The organism is Paeniglutamicibacter sp. MACA_103 (assembly GCF_045798555.1).
Classification (GTDB): Bacteria; Actinomycetota; Actinomycetes; order Actinomycetales; family Micrococcaceae; genus Paeniglutamicibacter.
Genome location: NZ_JBIXLN010000001.1, coordinates 46,758 through 61,976 on the forward strand (window position 1 = coordinate 46,758; position 15,219 = coordinate 61,976).

A 15,219-nucleotide genomic window follows, 5' to 3' on the forward strand; every position below is an offset into this window, starting at 1 on the left:
CTCTGGGTGCCGGGAAATCCGGGCTGGCTTTTGATGTAATTCAATCATTCGTGAGCGGAGTCACTTCGACAATCGACAAGTGTCAACTATTGCAGACACACACTAGACATTTGTTTGAACGACAGCGTTTGATTGGGTGGGCCCGCCGAAACCGTTGGGGGCTTGGAAGGCAGATGAAGGGAACGCGCGATGGCCATGAGTGTCAAGGAGCTGTTGGACGAGCCGCAGCTGGGTCTCCAATTGGTGGCCGGGGGCCGGGGGCTGGGGCATGCCATCACGTGGTCGCACACCTCGGACCTGCCGAATCTCTGGGAATGGGTTTCGCCGGGCGTCCTGCTGATGACCAACGGCCTCTCGATTCCCGCCGAACCCGACGCGCAGGTCCAGCTGGCCGCGTCCCTGGTGGATGCCGGTGCAGTGGCGCTGGCAGTGGGCGAAAAGATGCATTCCCCGGATTTCTCCGACGAATTCCTTGCCGCCTGCGACAACCTTCCACTGCCGTTGGTCTCCGTTCCGTACCCCTTGCCCTTCATGGCAATTTCCCGGTCGATTGCCGAGGCGAGCCTGCTCGAGGAATCGCGCCGGATCAAGCAGACTGCACGCATCTACGACCTGTTGCGCAAGGCCACCACTCCGGGGGAGACCTGGTCCCAGCTGCTGAGTGGGATCGGCGAGGAAATCCGCGCGCGGCTCTTCGTGGTGGATGACCGCTGCCTGCATCCGTGGCAGCCGGGCGATGCTTCCCTGCCCGCGGACGTGTTGGAACGGGTGCGGCGGATTAGCTCCGAATCCACCGCGGAGACCCGGCACTTCCTCTGGAGCTCCGACGGCGGGGACACCATGTTGGCCATGGAGATCCCCACTCATCCCCACGCGCTGCTCGTTGTGTTGCCCGAGGGCCAGGCGCGGCCGGACGGGGTGGTTTTGCTTCACACGGCCACGGTGTTGGGGCTCGGGCTTTCGCGCTCGGCGTTGTCCATGGAAAGCCGTTACCGCTCGGGCGGGGAATTCCTGTTGCAGTCCTTTGCGGGCCGCGTCGGTGCAGCCGAGGCAGCCCGCCGCCTCGAAGATTTCGGGCTGCCGGCCGGCGACATGCGCTTGGTCTCCGTCCCTGCCCAGGCCGAGGCGGGTTTGCCACAGGTCCACCGGTCGCTATGGCGCCACGGGGTCAACAGTGTCTGCGTGATGGGGGAGGGGAAGCTTCATTTGCTCGTCTCCGAACATTGCCCGGAGCAGCTGTTGTCGCATATCTTCGACGCCAAGCTGCCGATCGGGCTAAGCACCCCGGTCGGTGTTGATGAGATCCAGCGCGGGCTGCGCGAGTCCCTGTGGGCTTTGGGCCAGGCCATTGCCCAGGGCGTGCGGCTGGTCGGGTACTCCGAAGATGCCCCGTGGTTCGGGATGGCTGGGCACCGTGACGGCGCGGCACTGGTGCAGCGGCTCCTTGGACCGGTGATCGAGCACGACAGGGCCAACCGGACCGAGTTCATGCTCACCCTGCGGAGCTACCTGGAAAACCAGCGTTCGGCGCAGAAGGTCGCTGCGTTGCTCTTCGTGCACCGGCAAACCATCATTTACCGCATCCGCAAAATCTGTGAACTCACCGGGCTGGACCTGGCCGAAACCTCATCGGTCGCCCAGCTGTGGCTGGCATTCCAGGTCCACGAGGCCATGGGGTCTGCGGATCGTCCGTGAGCGGGTTCCGACTTCGGTCTGAGCCGTGGAATAGCTCCCGCCGTCAGGCGGGGCGTCGACGGCAGAGATTGACCAGGCCGGGGTGCACTACGAGCGTGCCCTTCTAAAGAGGCAGTTTGGACTAAACCGAAATTGACCCACGGCCGAGGTCTTGGTGGCAGCAATTCCGTAAATACCGCTGCCAACATCGGAGTTCCAAGAGCGAGGACTTCCCGCCAAGCAGATGAGTACGATTGCGGGCCGCTCATGCGAGGTGGAGACCGATAGCACGCGGGACGGATTTCCTGGGTGCCTTTGTACGCTGGGTTCCGGCCTACCTTCAAGGTGACGAGCGGAACACCTTCAATAGTTGTAGCTTCAAGTAAGTCGTGCAATACTTGAACCAAGAACAATCCGCAGCCGCATTCCAAGGAGTCACCACCATGGGCGTCACCACCCAAGATCAACTGTCCGCAGACCTGGCCATGGGCACCGTCATGCTCAAGGTCGGGGACATGAAGAAGATGAGCGACTACTACCAAAAGGCCCTCGGCCTTGAGGTCCTCTCCGAGAGTGCGACCGGCACCGGCCTGGGGCGTCGCGGTCTCGAGCTTGTCCACCTCTCCGACGGCAAGGGCCTGAACCTGCCAAGCCGCGGCGAGGCCGGACTCTTCCACACCGCTCTGCTCTTCGACACGCAGTCCGACCTGGCCGCCACCGTGCTCTCGGCCGCCCAGTATGACGGCTCGCTGTTCACCGGCAGCTCCGACCACCTGGTCTCCGAGGCTTTCTACTTCAACGACCCCGAGGGCAACGGCATCGAGCTCTACTTCGACCGCCCGCGCGACACCTGGACCTGGAACGGCGACACCGTGGCCATGGACACGATCTACCTCGACCCGAACGTCTACCTCAACAAGCACGTCAACGAGGCTGCCCTCACCGGATTGACTGCGGCAAACGCCGGCATCGGACACGTGCACCTGCAGGTCGGCGACGTCGCCACCGCCGAGAAGTTTTACGTCGACACCCTGGGCTTCGCCAAGACCACCAGCTTCCATGGCCAGGCGCTCTTCGTCTCGGCCGGCGGCTACCACCACCACATGGCCATGAACGTGTGGAACTCCCGCGGCGCCGGTCCCCGCAAGGACACCCTGGGCCTGGGAGAGGTCGTCATCACCGTGCCGAACCAGGACGAGGTCGGTGCCCTGGCTGAGCGACTCAAGGTTGCCGGGATATCCAGCCACCACACCGGGGCCGAACTGCGCTTCGAGGACCCGTGGCGCAACCAGCTGCGCGTCGCGGTGGGCTAACACCGAACGTCTAGCTTGACGGCGGGCCGGGAAAGCAGCGTATTTTTGCGCAGCTGCCCCGGCCCGCCGTTTGCGTGGATGCCCTCGATGCCGACGGCTACGGTGTCGGCGGTTGGTGGCCCATCGTTGCCCGATACGCGCTGGGCGTCAGCCTGAACCGTGACGTGAAGTGCTGGCGGAAGTGGTCGGCATTGCCGAATCCTGCTCGATGGGCAATGCGCTCGATGGTGAGGGTCGTTGTTTCCAACAGGGACCGGGCCTCCTGCAGCCTGATTCCGGTGACCCATTTGCCCGGTGCCACCCCCATGATTTCCTTGAATCGACGGTGAAAGGTGCGGGTGGACATGTTGGAGTGCCGTGCCAGTTCCCCCACGGTCCAATCGCGGCCCGGATCGTTCTGTATCGCAACGGCGAGGGAGGCAAAGGGGTGGACCACGGATCTGGTTGGATTCGGGGCGAACTGCGCCTGGCTGCCCTGGCGGCGCGGGGGCGTCACCATGGACCTGGCGATGATGTCCGCCGTGGCAGCCCCGGCGATCGACTCCACCGCAGCCAGCAGGGCATCGACACCGGCACTTACACCGGCAGACGTCCAGATGTTGCCGTCCCGGGCGTAGAGGCCATTGGTTTCCCCGATGATTTCCGGGAAACGCGAGGCCAGCAACTCGGCAAAGCGCCAGTGCGTCGTGGCGTGCTTCCCGTCGAGCAGGCCGGCCTCGGCCAGGACGAAGGCGCCCGTGCACAACCCGATCACCAAGATTTCCGGATCGGCCGCGTGGGCCCGGAGCCAGTCGATTTCCTGCGTGCCGATTTCCCCCATGCGCCGTTCCGAGCCCGGCACCACAATGATGTCCGGCTTGCGCGCGTGCTCCCGCATCCTGATGCAGGCGACAGTCGGGCCTTCGTCCGTCGTGATGCTTCCGGTCCTGCCCACAACCACCACGTCGAATCCCGTGGACAGCATTTCGGGACGGTCCCCGAACACCTCACGGGCAATGGCAAAGTCGTAGAGGCGCATGCCGTCGTACGCCAAGATGTCCACACCGAATCTACGCATGGCAGGATTCTATGTGAACATGGCATTTATGCCACTGTTTGCCGTGCCGGCGATCCGATTGACTTGATCCATGACCGAACCATTTGAGATCTCTACGGCCGCTCTTGTCCTCGTCGATGTCCAACAGGGATTCCGCGACCCCGGCTGGGGACGCTCCCACAATCTCGACAACGCCCATGCGAACATCATGAAGCTCGGGAATGCCTGGACCAGCCTCCGGCTGCCGATAGTGAAAGTCCGCCATGACAGTGTCCACCCATCCTCCACCTTGAGGGTCGGGTCCTTCGGCAACGGGTTCATGCCCGGTATCCGGGAGCTGCACGAGGACCAGCTGGTCACCAAGACGGTGAACTCGTCCTTTTTGGGCACGCCCGACCTGGGTCAGTGGCTTCGCGCGAACGGCCTGGAGACCATCGTGGTCGCGGGAATCCAGACAAACCTGTGCGTCGAAACCACGGCACGGATGGGAGGAAACCTGGGCTTCGACGTCATCGTGCCCCTCGATGCGACGGCAACGTTCGACCTGGAGGGGCCGTCACTTGCGGGCGGAGCGCCCCTGCGGCTCAGCGCGGAGGAACTGATGACCGCAACGGCCGTGAACCTTCACGGGGATGGCTTCGCGCGGGTCACCGATACTGCCAGCGTTCTTGCGTCGCTGGGGATCGCCCGTTCCACCGCGTAGGTCCGGTCCCACGGGAGTATGGAGCGTTCAACGGGCCGTTCCCCGCCGAGTGGCGATCGGCCCGGCGACCGACTGCCGGCGCTGGGTCACCGGGGGTGCCCATGCCCCGGTCATGGTTTTGCCAGCAAACGCCAACCCAACCAGCGGGATTCCCCGTTAGCGTCGAAAGATGCATTTACGCCTCAGTGAACTTCGCCCGCACCTGGTCCGCTCCCGAATCTTCCTGATGGGGCCCGGGGCCAAGACCATCGAGACGACCGGGGCCAGCTACGGCGAGGAAAGCCTGATCAAGTTTTCGCCCGGGCTGCGCCTGGAACCCTATGCCACCTATTGGGCGGGCAGCGGCAGGCACCTGGCCAGCTTGGGTTCATTTTCCTACACCCATTCCCGCTTGCCGCTGAACGCCCGGGTGGGGCGCTACACCTCCATCGCCAAGGGCGTGAAGGTCATGGGCGCCATGCACCCACACGAATGGGCCTCCACGTCCCCGGTCTTCTACAACCGCCGGCTCATGATGGAAACCTATGAACGAGATCGGGGCGAGACGCCCACCTACCGGAAGTTTGACTACACACCGGAGCCCGTGACGATCGGCAACGATGTGTGGATCGGCGAGAACGTCACGCTGGGCCACGGGGTGCACATCGGCGACGGGGCCGTGGTGGCCTCGAACGCGGTCATCACCCGCGACGTGCCGCCCTACGCGGTGGTCGGCGGGGTGCCGGCCAAGATTATCCGGCAGCGCTTCGACGATGACACCGTCAACGAGCTGGTGCGCAGCGCCTGGTGGAACTACTCGCCCACGGCCCTGAACCAACTCGATGTCAGGGATCCGGGAGAGTTCGCCCGCGGCGCCAACAACCTCATCGATGCCGGCGCCATCGAGCCCTACGAGCCGGAGGTGCTCACCGGCCGCGAGCTCGCCGCTGAGGTCGCGGCCTAAAGGCAGCAACGGCGCCTGGGACGGCCAAGAGACCCGACCCTTCCCTACGGCCTCGTCCGGACCGTGCCGTTCGGTGCTTCGAGGACCAGGCCCCCGATATCCGTCGCGTTCCCGGTGCCGGTGCGCACCGCGGTGCCGCCTGTGCCGTGCGCAACGACCTTGCCGCCCACCGACACCGTGTCCACCGGTCCCTCCAGATCCACCGTGGCCACGCCGTCGCCGGTGGTGACGATGTCCCCGCCCACGTTCACGGTCCCGATGTGGCCGGTGGGCTTCACGCTCAGCGCGATCGCCGACAACGGCATCAGCACCCCCTTGACCAGCGATTCGCCGGTGCCGCCGGAGGTCGACAGGTTGCCCTTGATGGTGAGTTTCGGCAGCTCGCGGCTGACCTGCACTCCGACCGATCCATCGCCCGTGGTGGTGATGGACTCGAAGGTCGCCTCGTTCAGGGAACCGTCGTAGACGTTGAACCCGCGCGCACCGAGCCCGGTGGTTTTGATTGGCGCCTCCACCTTCAGCACGCCGATGTCACCGAAGTTCACGAATCCGATGCCGCTGGGCCCGTGCGAGGTGACCGGTGCCTTGGCCGTCCATTCCTCGACCTGGCCCCAGTTGTCCAGGACCATGTCGTTTTGCCCGTACGTGGTGGTGGTGCCCAGGTTCAGGACCAGTTCCGCCCGGGCGCCGCTGATGATGAACACGCCGCCCGAGATCAAATCCGGGGTGCCCGGTGCGATCCCGCCGTCCGAAAAAACATCCCCGGTGCTAAGCAGTTCCAGCTCGACGGTTCCGCCATCGCCCTTGCCCGCGGAATCGCCATGGCCGCCCACAAACACGCCTCCGCCGCGCACGGGGGAACCGGCGGAACCCGCAGAGATGTTTTCCAGCCTGGCGCCCAGCACCACAGTGGCATCTGGCTGGCGGTTCCACAGGGTAAAGGCACCCTGCATGGCCTCCACACCGAATCCGGCGGGCCTTGCGGTTCGGCCCCGGGTATCGGCCTCCGCCACGTGGACTCCGTCGGCCTCGACGCGGCCGGCGCGGATGCTGCCCTCCGCGCTGAGGTAGACCTGCCCGTGGCAGGTGATATTGCGCAGGCGCAGCGTGCCCAAGTCGGTCACGGTCGGGTCGTTGTAGATCGCCAGTTCGTGGGTGGAGGTGCGCACCGTGAGGTCCTCGATGGTGTTGTCGCTGGTCAGCCTCAGCCCCTTGGCTCCGAAGACCAGTTCCCCGCCGCGCAGGGCGACACCGGGCGGCAAGGTCAGCGAGGGCATGCCGGAGATCGTCCCGGCAACCTCGATGTCCGTGGCACCGGCGACCAGGGCCTCATTCAACTGGGCAACGCTTTCAACCTTCGTGCGCGACATCGCGGCCACCTTCCGTTTCCGTGCTGGACGTTGATTCTGCGGAGTCCATGTGGACATCCAGTTCGTATGCTACCTCGACAACCCGGGACAAGAAATCCCCGGGCACGGAGGGCATACCGCTCCGGGGTGATGGAATCGGGCCGCCCACCAGGCCGTCTGTCCACAATGCGGCGACCCAATCGCTCGCGGCCGGCTGGTCGGGACTGCCGTGGGAGAATTCGGGGCTCTTTCCCCGCCGGAAAGATCGGTAACTCGCGTACATTTTCGCCGCCCCGCCCCGAATCGAATGAATTGCGAGACTGCTGGCCAGATAAGGCTCAGGCCAGCAGAAGCTTCCGTCGTCCGTTCAGCCAAAGACCGGTGAGTCCCGTGGCACCAGCATCTTGACGGCTGCCGGTGCGATCGTGATCCTGGCCGGCAGCGGGCCGACCATTTCCCCGTCGGCATAGATGTTCAACGGCTTGCTGGCGCTGATCGTGATCTCGCTGCCGCGGCTGAACGCGATGTTGCGTCGGCGCAGGTGGGTTCCCCGGTAGGAGCGCAGGAACGTGGCCGCCACCCCCAGGATCGAGGCCCGGCCCAGGGCCACCACATCCAGCAGTCCGTCGTCGGCCTTCGCCTCCGGGCAGATGCGCAGCCCTCCGCCGTACTGGCCGATGTTCCCCACGGCGACGAACCACCCGGGAATGGTGCTGCGGGTTCCGTCCACCTCCAGGGTGAAGGTGACGTTGCGCCATTGAATGAAGGCCTTCAGCCCGCCGTAGACATATACGAAGGGCCCCAGGTTGATCCGGGCTCCGTTGCCGTATTCGTTGGCCAGGCCGTCGAAGCCTACGTTGGCGACCCCCAGGTAGGCCCGGCCGTTGACCATGCCCAGGTCCATCTCCCGCACCATCAGCTGTGGGAGGTTCTTCACTGTCGTGACGGGGTCCAGGTCCAGGCCGAGCCTGCGGACCGTGTCGTTTCCCCTGCCCCCGGCCAGCGGCAGCACGACAGCGCCCGAGTCCTTGGCGCCGGCGGCCGCGGCCCCCAGGAACCCGTCTCCGCCCAGCACCGCGACCAGCGAGTCCGCGGCGGCGGTGCGCGCCCTTTCGGTGGCCTCGTGCAGGCTCTCGGTGATGCGCACCGCGGGGGTGAATCCTGCCGCGTGCAGGGCGCCGGCGGTTTCTTCCCAGCGCTTCAGCCCGCGGCCGCGTCCCGAGGCCGGATTGACCAGCAGCAGGGCCGGGCCGTTCGAGGGGGTGGTCATGTTCCGCTTCCCGGCGTGGTCTTGGCGGCGAGCGCCAGGATCTCCGCGGCGCGCCCGCGGGCCTTCTCCGCGTCCTGGGGCACCAGCGCCAGCCGCGTCCGCCGTTCGAGCAGGTCCTCGACGCTCGACGCCCCCTCGGCGCGGATTCCGAAGAGCAGCTCCGCGCCGGTGGTGGCCGCCCCGGCAAAGAGCGGTTCGGACAGCAGGGGATTGTTGCTCCCGAGCCGGTGCACCGCGGTGGCCTCGGTGCCGTACGCTGCCACCAGGCGTGGAGGTGCGTCGATTCGGGCCAGCGTGCTGCGCGGTGCGGCGCCCACGAGCGGAAGCCTCTGGGTGCGGCAGGGCGCATCGGAGCCGAGCCGCGCGGCGGCGGCATCCACCGCGTCGCGGGCCATGGCCCGGTAGGTGGTCAGCTTTCCGCCCACCACGGTGATCGGTTCCCCCGGAATGTCGTGCACCAGGTGCCGGCGGGAGATGTCAGCGGTGCCGTCCGGCCCGTCTGTCTGCGCCGATTTCACCAGGGGGCGCAGGCCCGCAAACGACCCGACGACGTCGTCGCGGGTCAGCGGCACCTCCAGCACCCGGTTGACGATTCCCAGCAGGAAGTCGATGTCCGCCTCCGGCACCGCGGGCCGGTGGCCGTCGGCGTCGCGGTCCTCCTCGTCGGTCAGCCCGATGTACGCGACCCCGGTGGGCTGGGGCAGCACGAACACGTAGCGGCCGAAGTGTCCGGGCACCGCCACGGTGTGGGCGGCGTGCGGGTTGCCCAGGCGCTCGGCACGCACCACCAGGTGGGTGCCGCGGCTCGGGACCAGCTCCAGGCTCTCATCGAACCCGGCCGCCCACACGCCGGTGGCGTTCACGACCACCCCCGCATCCACGCGCAGGGAGGCGCCGGTGCGCGTGTCGGTACCCTGCACGGAGGAAGAGGTGAGGCCCCTGGCACGGAAGTCCCGCACCACGTGGGCGCCGCGCCCCGCGGCGGTGCGCACCACGCCCATCACCAGCCGGGCGTCGTCGATGACCTGCCCGTCCCAGTAGAGCAGCCCGCGGCGCAGCGATCCGGTGTCCAGTGCCGGGACCATGGCGGCGACCGCCTGCCGGGAAAGCAGCTGCGGGCCCGGCAGGATGGAGGAGGGCAGGCCCGAGGCGCGGCGCAGCAGGTCGTAGAGCACCACGCCCACGGACGCCGCGGCGGTTTCGCTGCGCCGGGTCCCAGCGGTGTCCGGGATGACGAACCCCAGCGGGCGCACCAGGTGCGGGGCGATGAACTGCATCAGCCGGCGCCGTTCCACCGCCGATTCCCAGGCAACGGGGAGATCCCGCTTGGCCAGGTAGCGAAGCCCCCCGTGGACGAGCTTGGAGCTGAATCCGCTGGTACCGGAGCCGAAGTCGTCGGACTCCAGCAACGCCACCGTGAACCCTCGGCTTGCCGCATCCAGCGCCACGCCGGCCCCGGTGATGCCGCCGCCGACCACGGCCACGTCCACGGCGTGCGTGGCCAGGTGCTCCAGGGAGCGGAGTCGGGTGAAGTCGTTGATCCAGGTCGGATCGCCCCGGCTCATGGTGCGTCCTGGCCGGTGCCGGCACCGGTGGCTTGCGGGGTCAGGTGTCGCTCAAGCATCTTTTCCAGCTCCGCCAGCGCATCCTCGAACCCGCCGGTCTTGCGCAGCAGCCGGGCCGAGAGCGCCACCCCCTGCAGGGTGAGCAGCAGCGTGGTGGCGGTGGCCGGGCCCGCCTCGAGGCTGCCGTCCGCCTGGCCGGCCTCGATCAGGGCCTCGAGCGTGTGCAGGATCAGCTGCTGGCTCGCGCCGAACCTGTCGGTGACATAGGGGATGAGGAACTCGGGGTCGCGCTCGGCGATCGAGCCCAACAGCTCCGAGGTGGCGAAGACCCGCACGGCGGCGATGGCGAAGTGCACCAGCTGCTCGCGCCCGGTGCCCGCGGGGGCCGCGGAGCGGACGTCTGCCGCGCCCGTGCGGAACTCCCGGGTCAGGGTGGCCAGCACCGCGTTCTCCACCGAGCCCATGCGCCGGTAGAACGTCATGCGGGAGACCCCGGCCCGCTCGGCGATGTCGTTTGCCGTGGTGCGGCGCACCCCGTGCAGGACCACCGCTTCCCGCGTGGCTTCCAAGAGCTTCTCGTCCCCGGGGCTACTGGTACGTTGTGACGTCATGTGTCACACTGTATCGCATGGTGACGCAGATAACAGAGGAGATTCCCCGCTCGGTTTGGTACGGCTGGGGAGACCCGACCCGTGCCCGGCCCCTGTCGGCCCGTGCCCTGGAATACCTGCGCACCACCTTGGGGCTAACGAGCGTGGACGCGGCCCACCCGCCCGTGGAGCTCGCAGCGGTCATGGTCGGCCCTTCCGTGCTGTCGGTGCAGGCGCTCGCGGAGCTGGCTTCGATCTGCGGGGCCGAACACGTATCCACCGACAATACCGAGCGCATCATGCACGCCGGCGGCAAGAGCACCCCCGATCTGCTGCGGCGCCGCGGCGGGGACGCGGCCGGCGCCCCGGATGCGGTGCTCTTCCCCGGCAGCGCCGAAGACATCCGGAAGCTCCTTGACCTATGCGCTCGCCGGGGGATCGCGGTCATCACCTTCGGCGGCGGGACCTCGGTGGTCGGGGGAGTCGAGCCGCTGCGCGGGGCCTTCGAGGCCGTGGTTTTCCTGGACCTGCGGCGCATGGACAGGCTGCTGCATCTCGATCCGCTTTCTCGCACCGCCACCTTCGAGGCCGGGATCCGGGGGCCCGCCATCGAGGCCGCCCTGGCACCGCACGGGTTCACCCTGGGCCACTTCCCGCAAAGCCACCAGCAGGCGACCCTCGGGGGATATGTGGCCACCCGCTCGGCCGGGCAGGCGTCCACCGGGTACGGCCGCTCCGACGATCTGGCCAAGGCCGCCCACCTCGAAACCCCGGCCGGACCGATGGACGTCGGATCCCCGGCGCCGGGCAGCGCAGCCGGCCCCAGGCTGCTCGATGCGATCCTCGGCTCCGAGGGGACCTTCGGGGTCATCACCTCCGCCACGGTGCGCATCGCACCGGTTCCCGAACACAAGTCCCACGGGTCCTGGTCCTTCGAGTCCTTCGCCGCCGGCGCCGAGGCCCTGCGCCGGCTGCGCCACGAGGGGCGCCGCGGGGACATGCCCCATGTCTGCCGGCTCAGCGACGGCGACGAGACCGCGGCGACGCTCAAGCTGGGCGGCGCCAAGACCGCGGCCCTGGGAAGGTACCTGGGCCTGCGCGGACAGCCGGCCCCCGCCCTGGGCCTGTTCGTCTGGGAGGGGCCCAAGTCGGAGACCATTGCCCGCAGGCGGCGCAGCGCACGGATCCTGCGTGCGGCCGGCGGCATCCCCGCCGGGCCGCTGCCGGCCCGCGCCTGGGAACATGGGCGCTTTTCCGGGCCCTACCTGCGCGACGAGCTGCTCACCCGCGGCGTGTACGTCGAAACACTGGAAACCGCCGCCACCTGGACCAAGCTCGAATCCACCTACCGGGCCGTGCGCGGGGCGATCCTGGGTGCCCTGCAGGAACACGGCGGCACCGGATATGTCCAGACCCACGTTTCCCACGTCTACCCGGACGGCGCCTCGCTCTACTTCACCTTCCTGGCCGGGCTCGAGCCCGACGGGCTGGCGCAAAACGCCCGCGTGAAAAAGACGGCCTCCGAGGCCATTGTCGCGGCCGGGGCCACCATCACCCACCACCACGCCGTGGGCATCGACCACGCCCCGTACATGGAAGCCGAAATCGGGGAACTCGGCCTCAAGGTGCTGGCCGGGATCAAGGCGACCCTGGACCCCGCCGGCATCATGAATCCCGGAAAGCTCATCCCCACGCCAATCAAGGAGAAACCATGAACCCCGTCATCGACACGTTGGCCGGATCGACCGTGCTCATCACCGGGGCCGCCATGGGCATGGGCAAGATGTATGCGCAGCTCGCCGTCAAGGACCGGGCCAGCCACGTGATCCTCTGGGACATCAATGCGCAGGAGCTCGAGCACACCGCGGGGCAGCTGCGCGGGGCCGGCACCCAGGTCCACACCATGGTGGTGGATGTGTCCCGGCTCGAATCCATCGAGGAAGCCGCCGCGGAGGTGCGCGCCGGGGTCGGGGCACCGGACATTCTTATCAACAACGCCGGCATCGTGCGCGGGAAGTACTTCTGGGAACACGACCAGCGCTCCGACATTGCCGCGACCATGAACATCAACACCCTGGCGCTGATGCACATCACCCGCGAGTTCCTGCCCGAGATGATCGCCCGCGGGCGCACCTCACGGATCGTGAACGTCGCCTCCGCCGCCGGACTGCTGGCCAATCCGCGGATGAGCGTCTACTCCTCCTCCAAGTGGGCGGTGATCGGCTGGAGCGATTCGCTGCGCCTGGAACTCGTGCAGGCCGGGCACCGGCACATCAAGGTGACCACCTTCTGCCCCTCCTACATCAAGACCGGCATGTTCGCCGGTGCCCGCCGGCCGCTGCTGACCCCGTTGCTGGAGCCCGGGCCGGTGACCGAGCGGGTCTGGCGGGCCATGAAGGAAGGCACCCCGATGCTGATGATGCCCTGGACCGTGAAGCTGAGCACCGCCCTGCGCGGGGTGCTGCCGATCGCCGCCTGGGATGTTGTCGCCGGGCGCGTGTTCGGCGTGTACAAGTCCATGGAGCACTTCACCGGAAGGAAATAGCCCGCGGCTCCTTCCCCCCTCTGGCCAGCGACCGTGATTCGGCGGTAGCGTCGGAATCGAACGGAAACCGGCTCGGGCACCGGATGCCAGGGCCCGGGTTTCCGTGCGGGCGCGCGACCCCGGCGTCCGGACTTTCGAGAAGGGACATGCCGTGAAGGCTGCACGTTTTTACGCACAAAAGGACATCCGCATCGAGGAGGTCCCCGAACCCGAATTGCGTCCCGGGGCCGTGGCCATCGACGTCGCCTGGTGCGGCATCTGCGGAACCGACCTGCACGAGTACCTCGAGGGCCCGATCTTCATCCCGGCACCGGGGCATCCGCACCCGCTGTCCCACGAGGAAGCGCCGGTGACCCTGGGCCACGAATTCTCCGGCACCATCACCGCGCTGGGCGAGGGGGTCATGGACCTGGGCGTCGGGCAGAACGTCGTCGTGGAGCCCTACTTCGTCTGCGGCCAGTGCGCCTCCTGCCAGGCCGGGAACTACCACCTGTGCGTCAAGATGGGGTTCATCGGGCTGGCCGGCGGAGGCGGGGGACTGGGCGAGAAGATCGTCGTCGACGCGCGCTGGGTACATCCGATCGGGAACATCCCGCTGGACGAGGCGGCGCTGATCGAGCCCCTGTCGGTGGGACACCACGCGGTGGTGCGCAGCGGCGTGTTGCAAGGGCAGACCGCCCTGGTGGGCGGCGCCGGTCCCATCGGCCTGCTTACCGCCGCGGTGCTCAAGGGCATGGGCGTGACCACGATCGTCAGCGAGCTCTCGGCGGCGCGCAAGGACAAGGCGCGCGAAAGCGGAGTTGCCGACCACGTGCTCGATCCCAGCGCCGAGGACGTCAAGGCCAGGGTCCTGGAGATCACCGGCGGCATCGGGGCGGATGTCGCCTTCGAATGCGCCGGGGTCAACGCGGTGCTCGACACCCTGCTCGATGCGCTCAAGCCCACCGGTGTGCTGGTCAACGTCTCCATCTGGGGCCGCCCGGCCACCGTGGACATGCAGAAGATCGTGCTCAAGGAGATCGATGTGCGCGGCACCATCGCCTACGTGCGCGACCACGCCGAGGTCATCGAACTGGTCGGCAGCGGAAAGATCGACCTCAAGCCCTTCATCACCGGGCGCATCGCCCTGGAGGACCTGATAGACAAGGGATTCGACACGCTGATCAACCACAACGAGACGGCGGTGAAGATCATCGTCTCGCCCAGCGGCAAGGGGCTCTAACTCGGCTGCGGGTTGCTGCCTTGCCCTGTCTCCGGGAACAGTTCGGTGACAGGGGCAAGCGGCACGACTCCCTCGGCAAACGCCACCAACCCCGGATCGAGGGCCACGAGCGCATCTGCCTGCAACAACGTGAGGGCCAGGTATTCCGCGTGCCGGATGCTGTCCCCGTTTTGTTCACGGGCGATCTTCCAGGCGGTGCCCCGGGAGACGCGGTCCCCGAGCAGCCGGATCTTCAGTGCCGTGATGAGCTCGTGGAGCTCCAGTGCCTGGGGTTCGGTGATCTCGCCGTCACGCACGCCCTGCAGCAGGAGGTCAAGGGCGGCGGAACGAATCGAGTTCGGGGCCACCAGTTGATGGCCCGGATCCGGTCGGTAGCCGTTGTTGGCAAGATGCAACAGCGCCGCAGGGTCGATCACGAATCGTTTCATGCGCCCATGGTAGACCGGGGCGGGCCCGGCTGGCGGCGCACCGAAGCGGGGGAGTGAATCCTGCCGCCTACGGCCGTGGCCGTTCCGGTGTCTCGACGTCCGGATCTTCAGGTGCCGGGGGCACGTCACGCTCACGCGGCGGCTCCGCCAAGGCCATTGCGGCGGTGATGACCGCCGCTCCGATGGCCATGAGCGGGCGTGGATTCTCCACGCCTTGCCGCAAGAGCGCTTGGTGGATCTTCCCGTCGATGACGAAGCCGAGTTTTGTCCCGGCGGCGCTCAGGGTGCCCAAGCCCACCGCAACCGCGGCACGGAACGGCTTTCCGGGCCTGGCCGCGTCGCCGGGGGCCGTTCCGAACCAGCCAAGAAGCCCCGCAGTGGCGGCGGTGCCCACATAGAGTGAGCCCCTGACCGATGGACGGAGCTTGGCTGGGTCCACCAGCGTCAGGAGGCCGCCGGCCGCGCCGGCCACCAGTGCATTGCCAAGAGGGGAACGAAGGAGTGCGGTGTTGGTTTCCGTGGGTTCAGCCATGTGACCAGCCTAGCGAAACCGTTTCAGTGCACTGGTTTGAACTTGCCCG

The 15,219-nt window shown here is 67.4% G+C and carries 13 protein-coding genes and 1 pseudogene; 7 read left to right on the top strand and 7 right to left on the bottom strand.

What is annotated here, in order from left to right:
* Nucleotides 1–195: 195 nt before the first annotated feature.
* A complete protein-coding gene (locus ACIPVK_RS00175) occupies nt 196–1,695 on the top strand; it encodes a PucR family transcriptional regulator (RefSeq protein WP_407609969.1) in 1,500 nt (499 codons plus the stop codon).
* 422 nt (nt 1,696–2,117) lie between these two features.
* Nucleotides 2,118–2,987 (top strand): VOC family protein, encoded by an 870-nt coding sequence (locus tag ACIPVK_RS00180; RefSeq protein WP_407609970.1) that lies wholly within the window; start codon nt 2,118–2,120, stop codon nt 2,985–2,987.
* Nucleotides 2,988–3,084: 97 nt separating this feature from the next.
* On the opposite strand, the gene ACIPVK_RS00185 is transcribed toward ACIPVK_RS00180, so the two are convergent.
* Nucleotides 3,085–4,044 (bottom strand): GlxA family transcriptional regulator, encoded by a 960-nt coding sequence (locus ACIPVK_RS00185; protein WP_407609971.1) that lies wholly within the window; start codon nt 4,042–4,044, stop codon nt 3,085–3,087.
* A 70-nt stretch (nt 4,045–4,114) separates the two neighbouring features.
* On the opposite strand from ACIPVK_RS00185, the gene ACIPVK_RS00190 reads away from it, so the two are divergent.
* Both ACIPVK_RS00190 and ACIPVK_RS00195 read left to right on the top strand, forming a co-directional pair.
* Nucleotides 4,115–4,726: a cysteine hydrolase family protein gene (locus ACIPVK_RS00190; RefSeq protein WP_407609972.1), complete on the top strand. Its 612-nt coding sequence runs from the start codon at nt 4,115–4,117 to the stop codon at nt 4,724–4,726.
* Between the two features lie 169 nt (nt 4,727–4,895).
* The gene (locus ACIPVK_RS00195) at nt 4,896–5,669 is read left to right on the top strand and encodes a CatB-related O-acetyltransferase (RefSeq protein ID WP_407609973.1); all 774 of its coding nucleotides are present in this window, start codon (nt 4,896–4,898) and stop codon (nt 5,667–5,669) included.
* Between the two features lie 44 nt (nt 5,670–5,713).
* Here the strand turns inward: ACIPVK_RS00195 and ACIPVK_RS00200 are convergent, their stop codons facing one another.
* From ACIPVK_RS00200 to ACIPVK_RS00215, 4 genes and pseudogenes are all read right to left on the bottom strand, one after another.
* A complete protein-coding gene (locus ACIPVK_RS00200) occupies nt 5,714–7,039 on the bottom strand; it encodes a hypothetical protein (RefSeq protein WP_407609974.1) in 1,326 nt (441 codons plus the stop codon).
* Between the two features lie 388 nt (nt 7,040–7,427).
* Nucleotides 7,428–8,288, bottom strand: a pseudogene (locus ACIPVK_RS00205) (diacylglycerol/lipid kinase family protein); the annotation flags it as partial.
* Nucleotides 8,285–9,853, bottom strand: a complete 1,569-nt coding sequence (locus tag ACIPVK_RS00210) for an FAD-dependent oxidoreductase (RefSeq protein ID WP_407609975.1) — start codon at nt 9,851–9,853, stop codon at nt 8,285–8,287. The gene ACIPVK_RS00210 and the pseudogene ACIPVK_RS00205, both read right to left, overlap by 4 nt.
* Nucleotides 9,850–10,464, bottom strand: coding sequence for a TetR/AcrR family transcriptional regulator (locus ACIPVK_RS00215; protein WP_407609976.1), 615 nt, complete (start codon nt 10,462–10,464; stop codon nt 9,850–9,852). The genes ACIPVK_RS00210 and ACIPVK_RS00215 overlap by 4 nt, the downstream gene beginning before the upstream one ends.
* A gap of 17 nt (nt 10,465–10,481) precedes the next feature.
* On the opposite strand from ACIPVK_RS00215, the gene ACIPVK_RS00220 reads away from it, so the two are divergent.
* The 3 genes from ACIPVK_RS00220 (at nt 10,482) to ACIPVK_RS00230 (ending at nt 14,210) form a co-directional block, all read left to right on the top strand.
* On the top strand, nt 10,482–12,158 hold the full coding sequence (locus ACIPVK_RS00220; protein ID WP_407609977.1) for an FAD-binding oxidoreductase: 1,677 nt from the start codon (nt 10,482–10,484) through the stop codon (nt 12,156–12,158).
* Nucleotides 12,155–12,988, top strand: coding sequence for an SDR family oxidoreductase (locus ACIPVK_RS00225; RefSeq protein ID WP_407609978.1), 834 nt, complete (start codon nt 12,155–12,157; stop codon nt 12,986–12,988). The genes ACIPVK_RS00220 and ACIPVK_RS00225 overlap by 4 nt, the downstream gene beginning before the upstream one ends.
* Nucleotides 12,989–13,139: 151 nt before the next feature.
* On the top strand, nt 13,140–14,210 hold the full coding sequence (locus tag ACIPVK_RS00230) for a 2,3-butanediol dehydrogenase (RefSeq protein WP_407609979.1): 1,071 nt from the start codon (nt 13,140–13,142) through the stop codon (nt 14,208–14,210).
* Here the strand turns inward: ACIPVK_RS00230 and ACIPVK_RS00235 are convergent.
* Together ACIPVK_RS00235 and ACIPVK_RS00240 are read right to left on the bottom strand one after the other, a co-directional pair.
* On the bottom strand, nt 14,207–14,638 hold the full coding sequence (locus ACIPVK_RS00235) for a hypothetical protein (protein WP_407609980.1): 432 nt from the start codon (nt 14,636–14,638) through the stop codon (nt 14,207–14,209). The genes ACIPVK_RS00230 and ACIPVK_RS00235 overlap by 4 nt on opposite strands.
* Before the next feature lie 67 nt (nt 14,639–14,705).
* Nucleotides 14,706–15,170: a hypothetical protein gene (locus ACIPVK_RS00240; RefSeq protein WP_407609981.1), complete on the bottom strand. Its 465-nt coding sequence runs from the start codon at nt 15,168–15,170 to the stop codon at nt 14,706–14,708.
* Nucleotides 15,171–15,219: the final 49 nt, after the last annotated feature.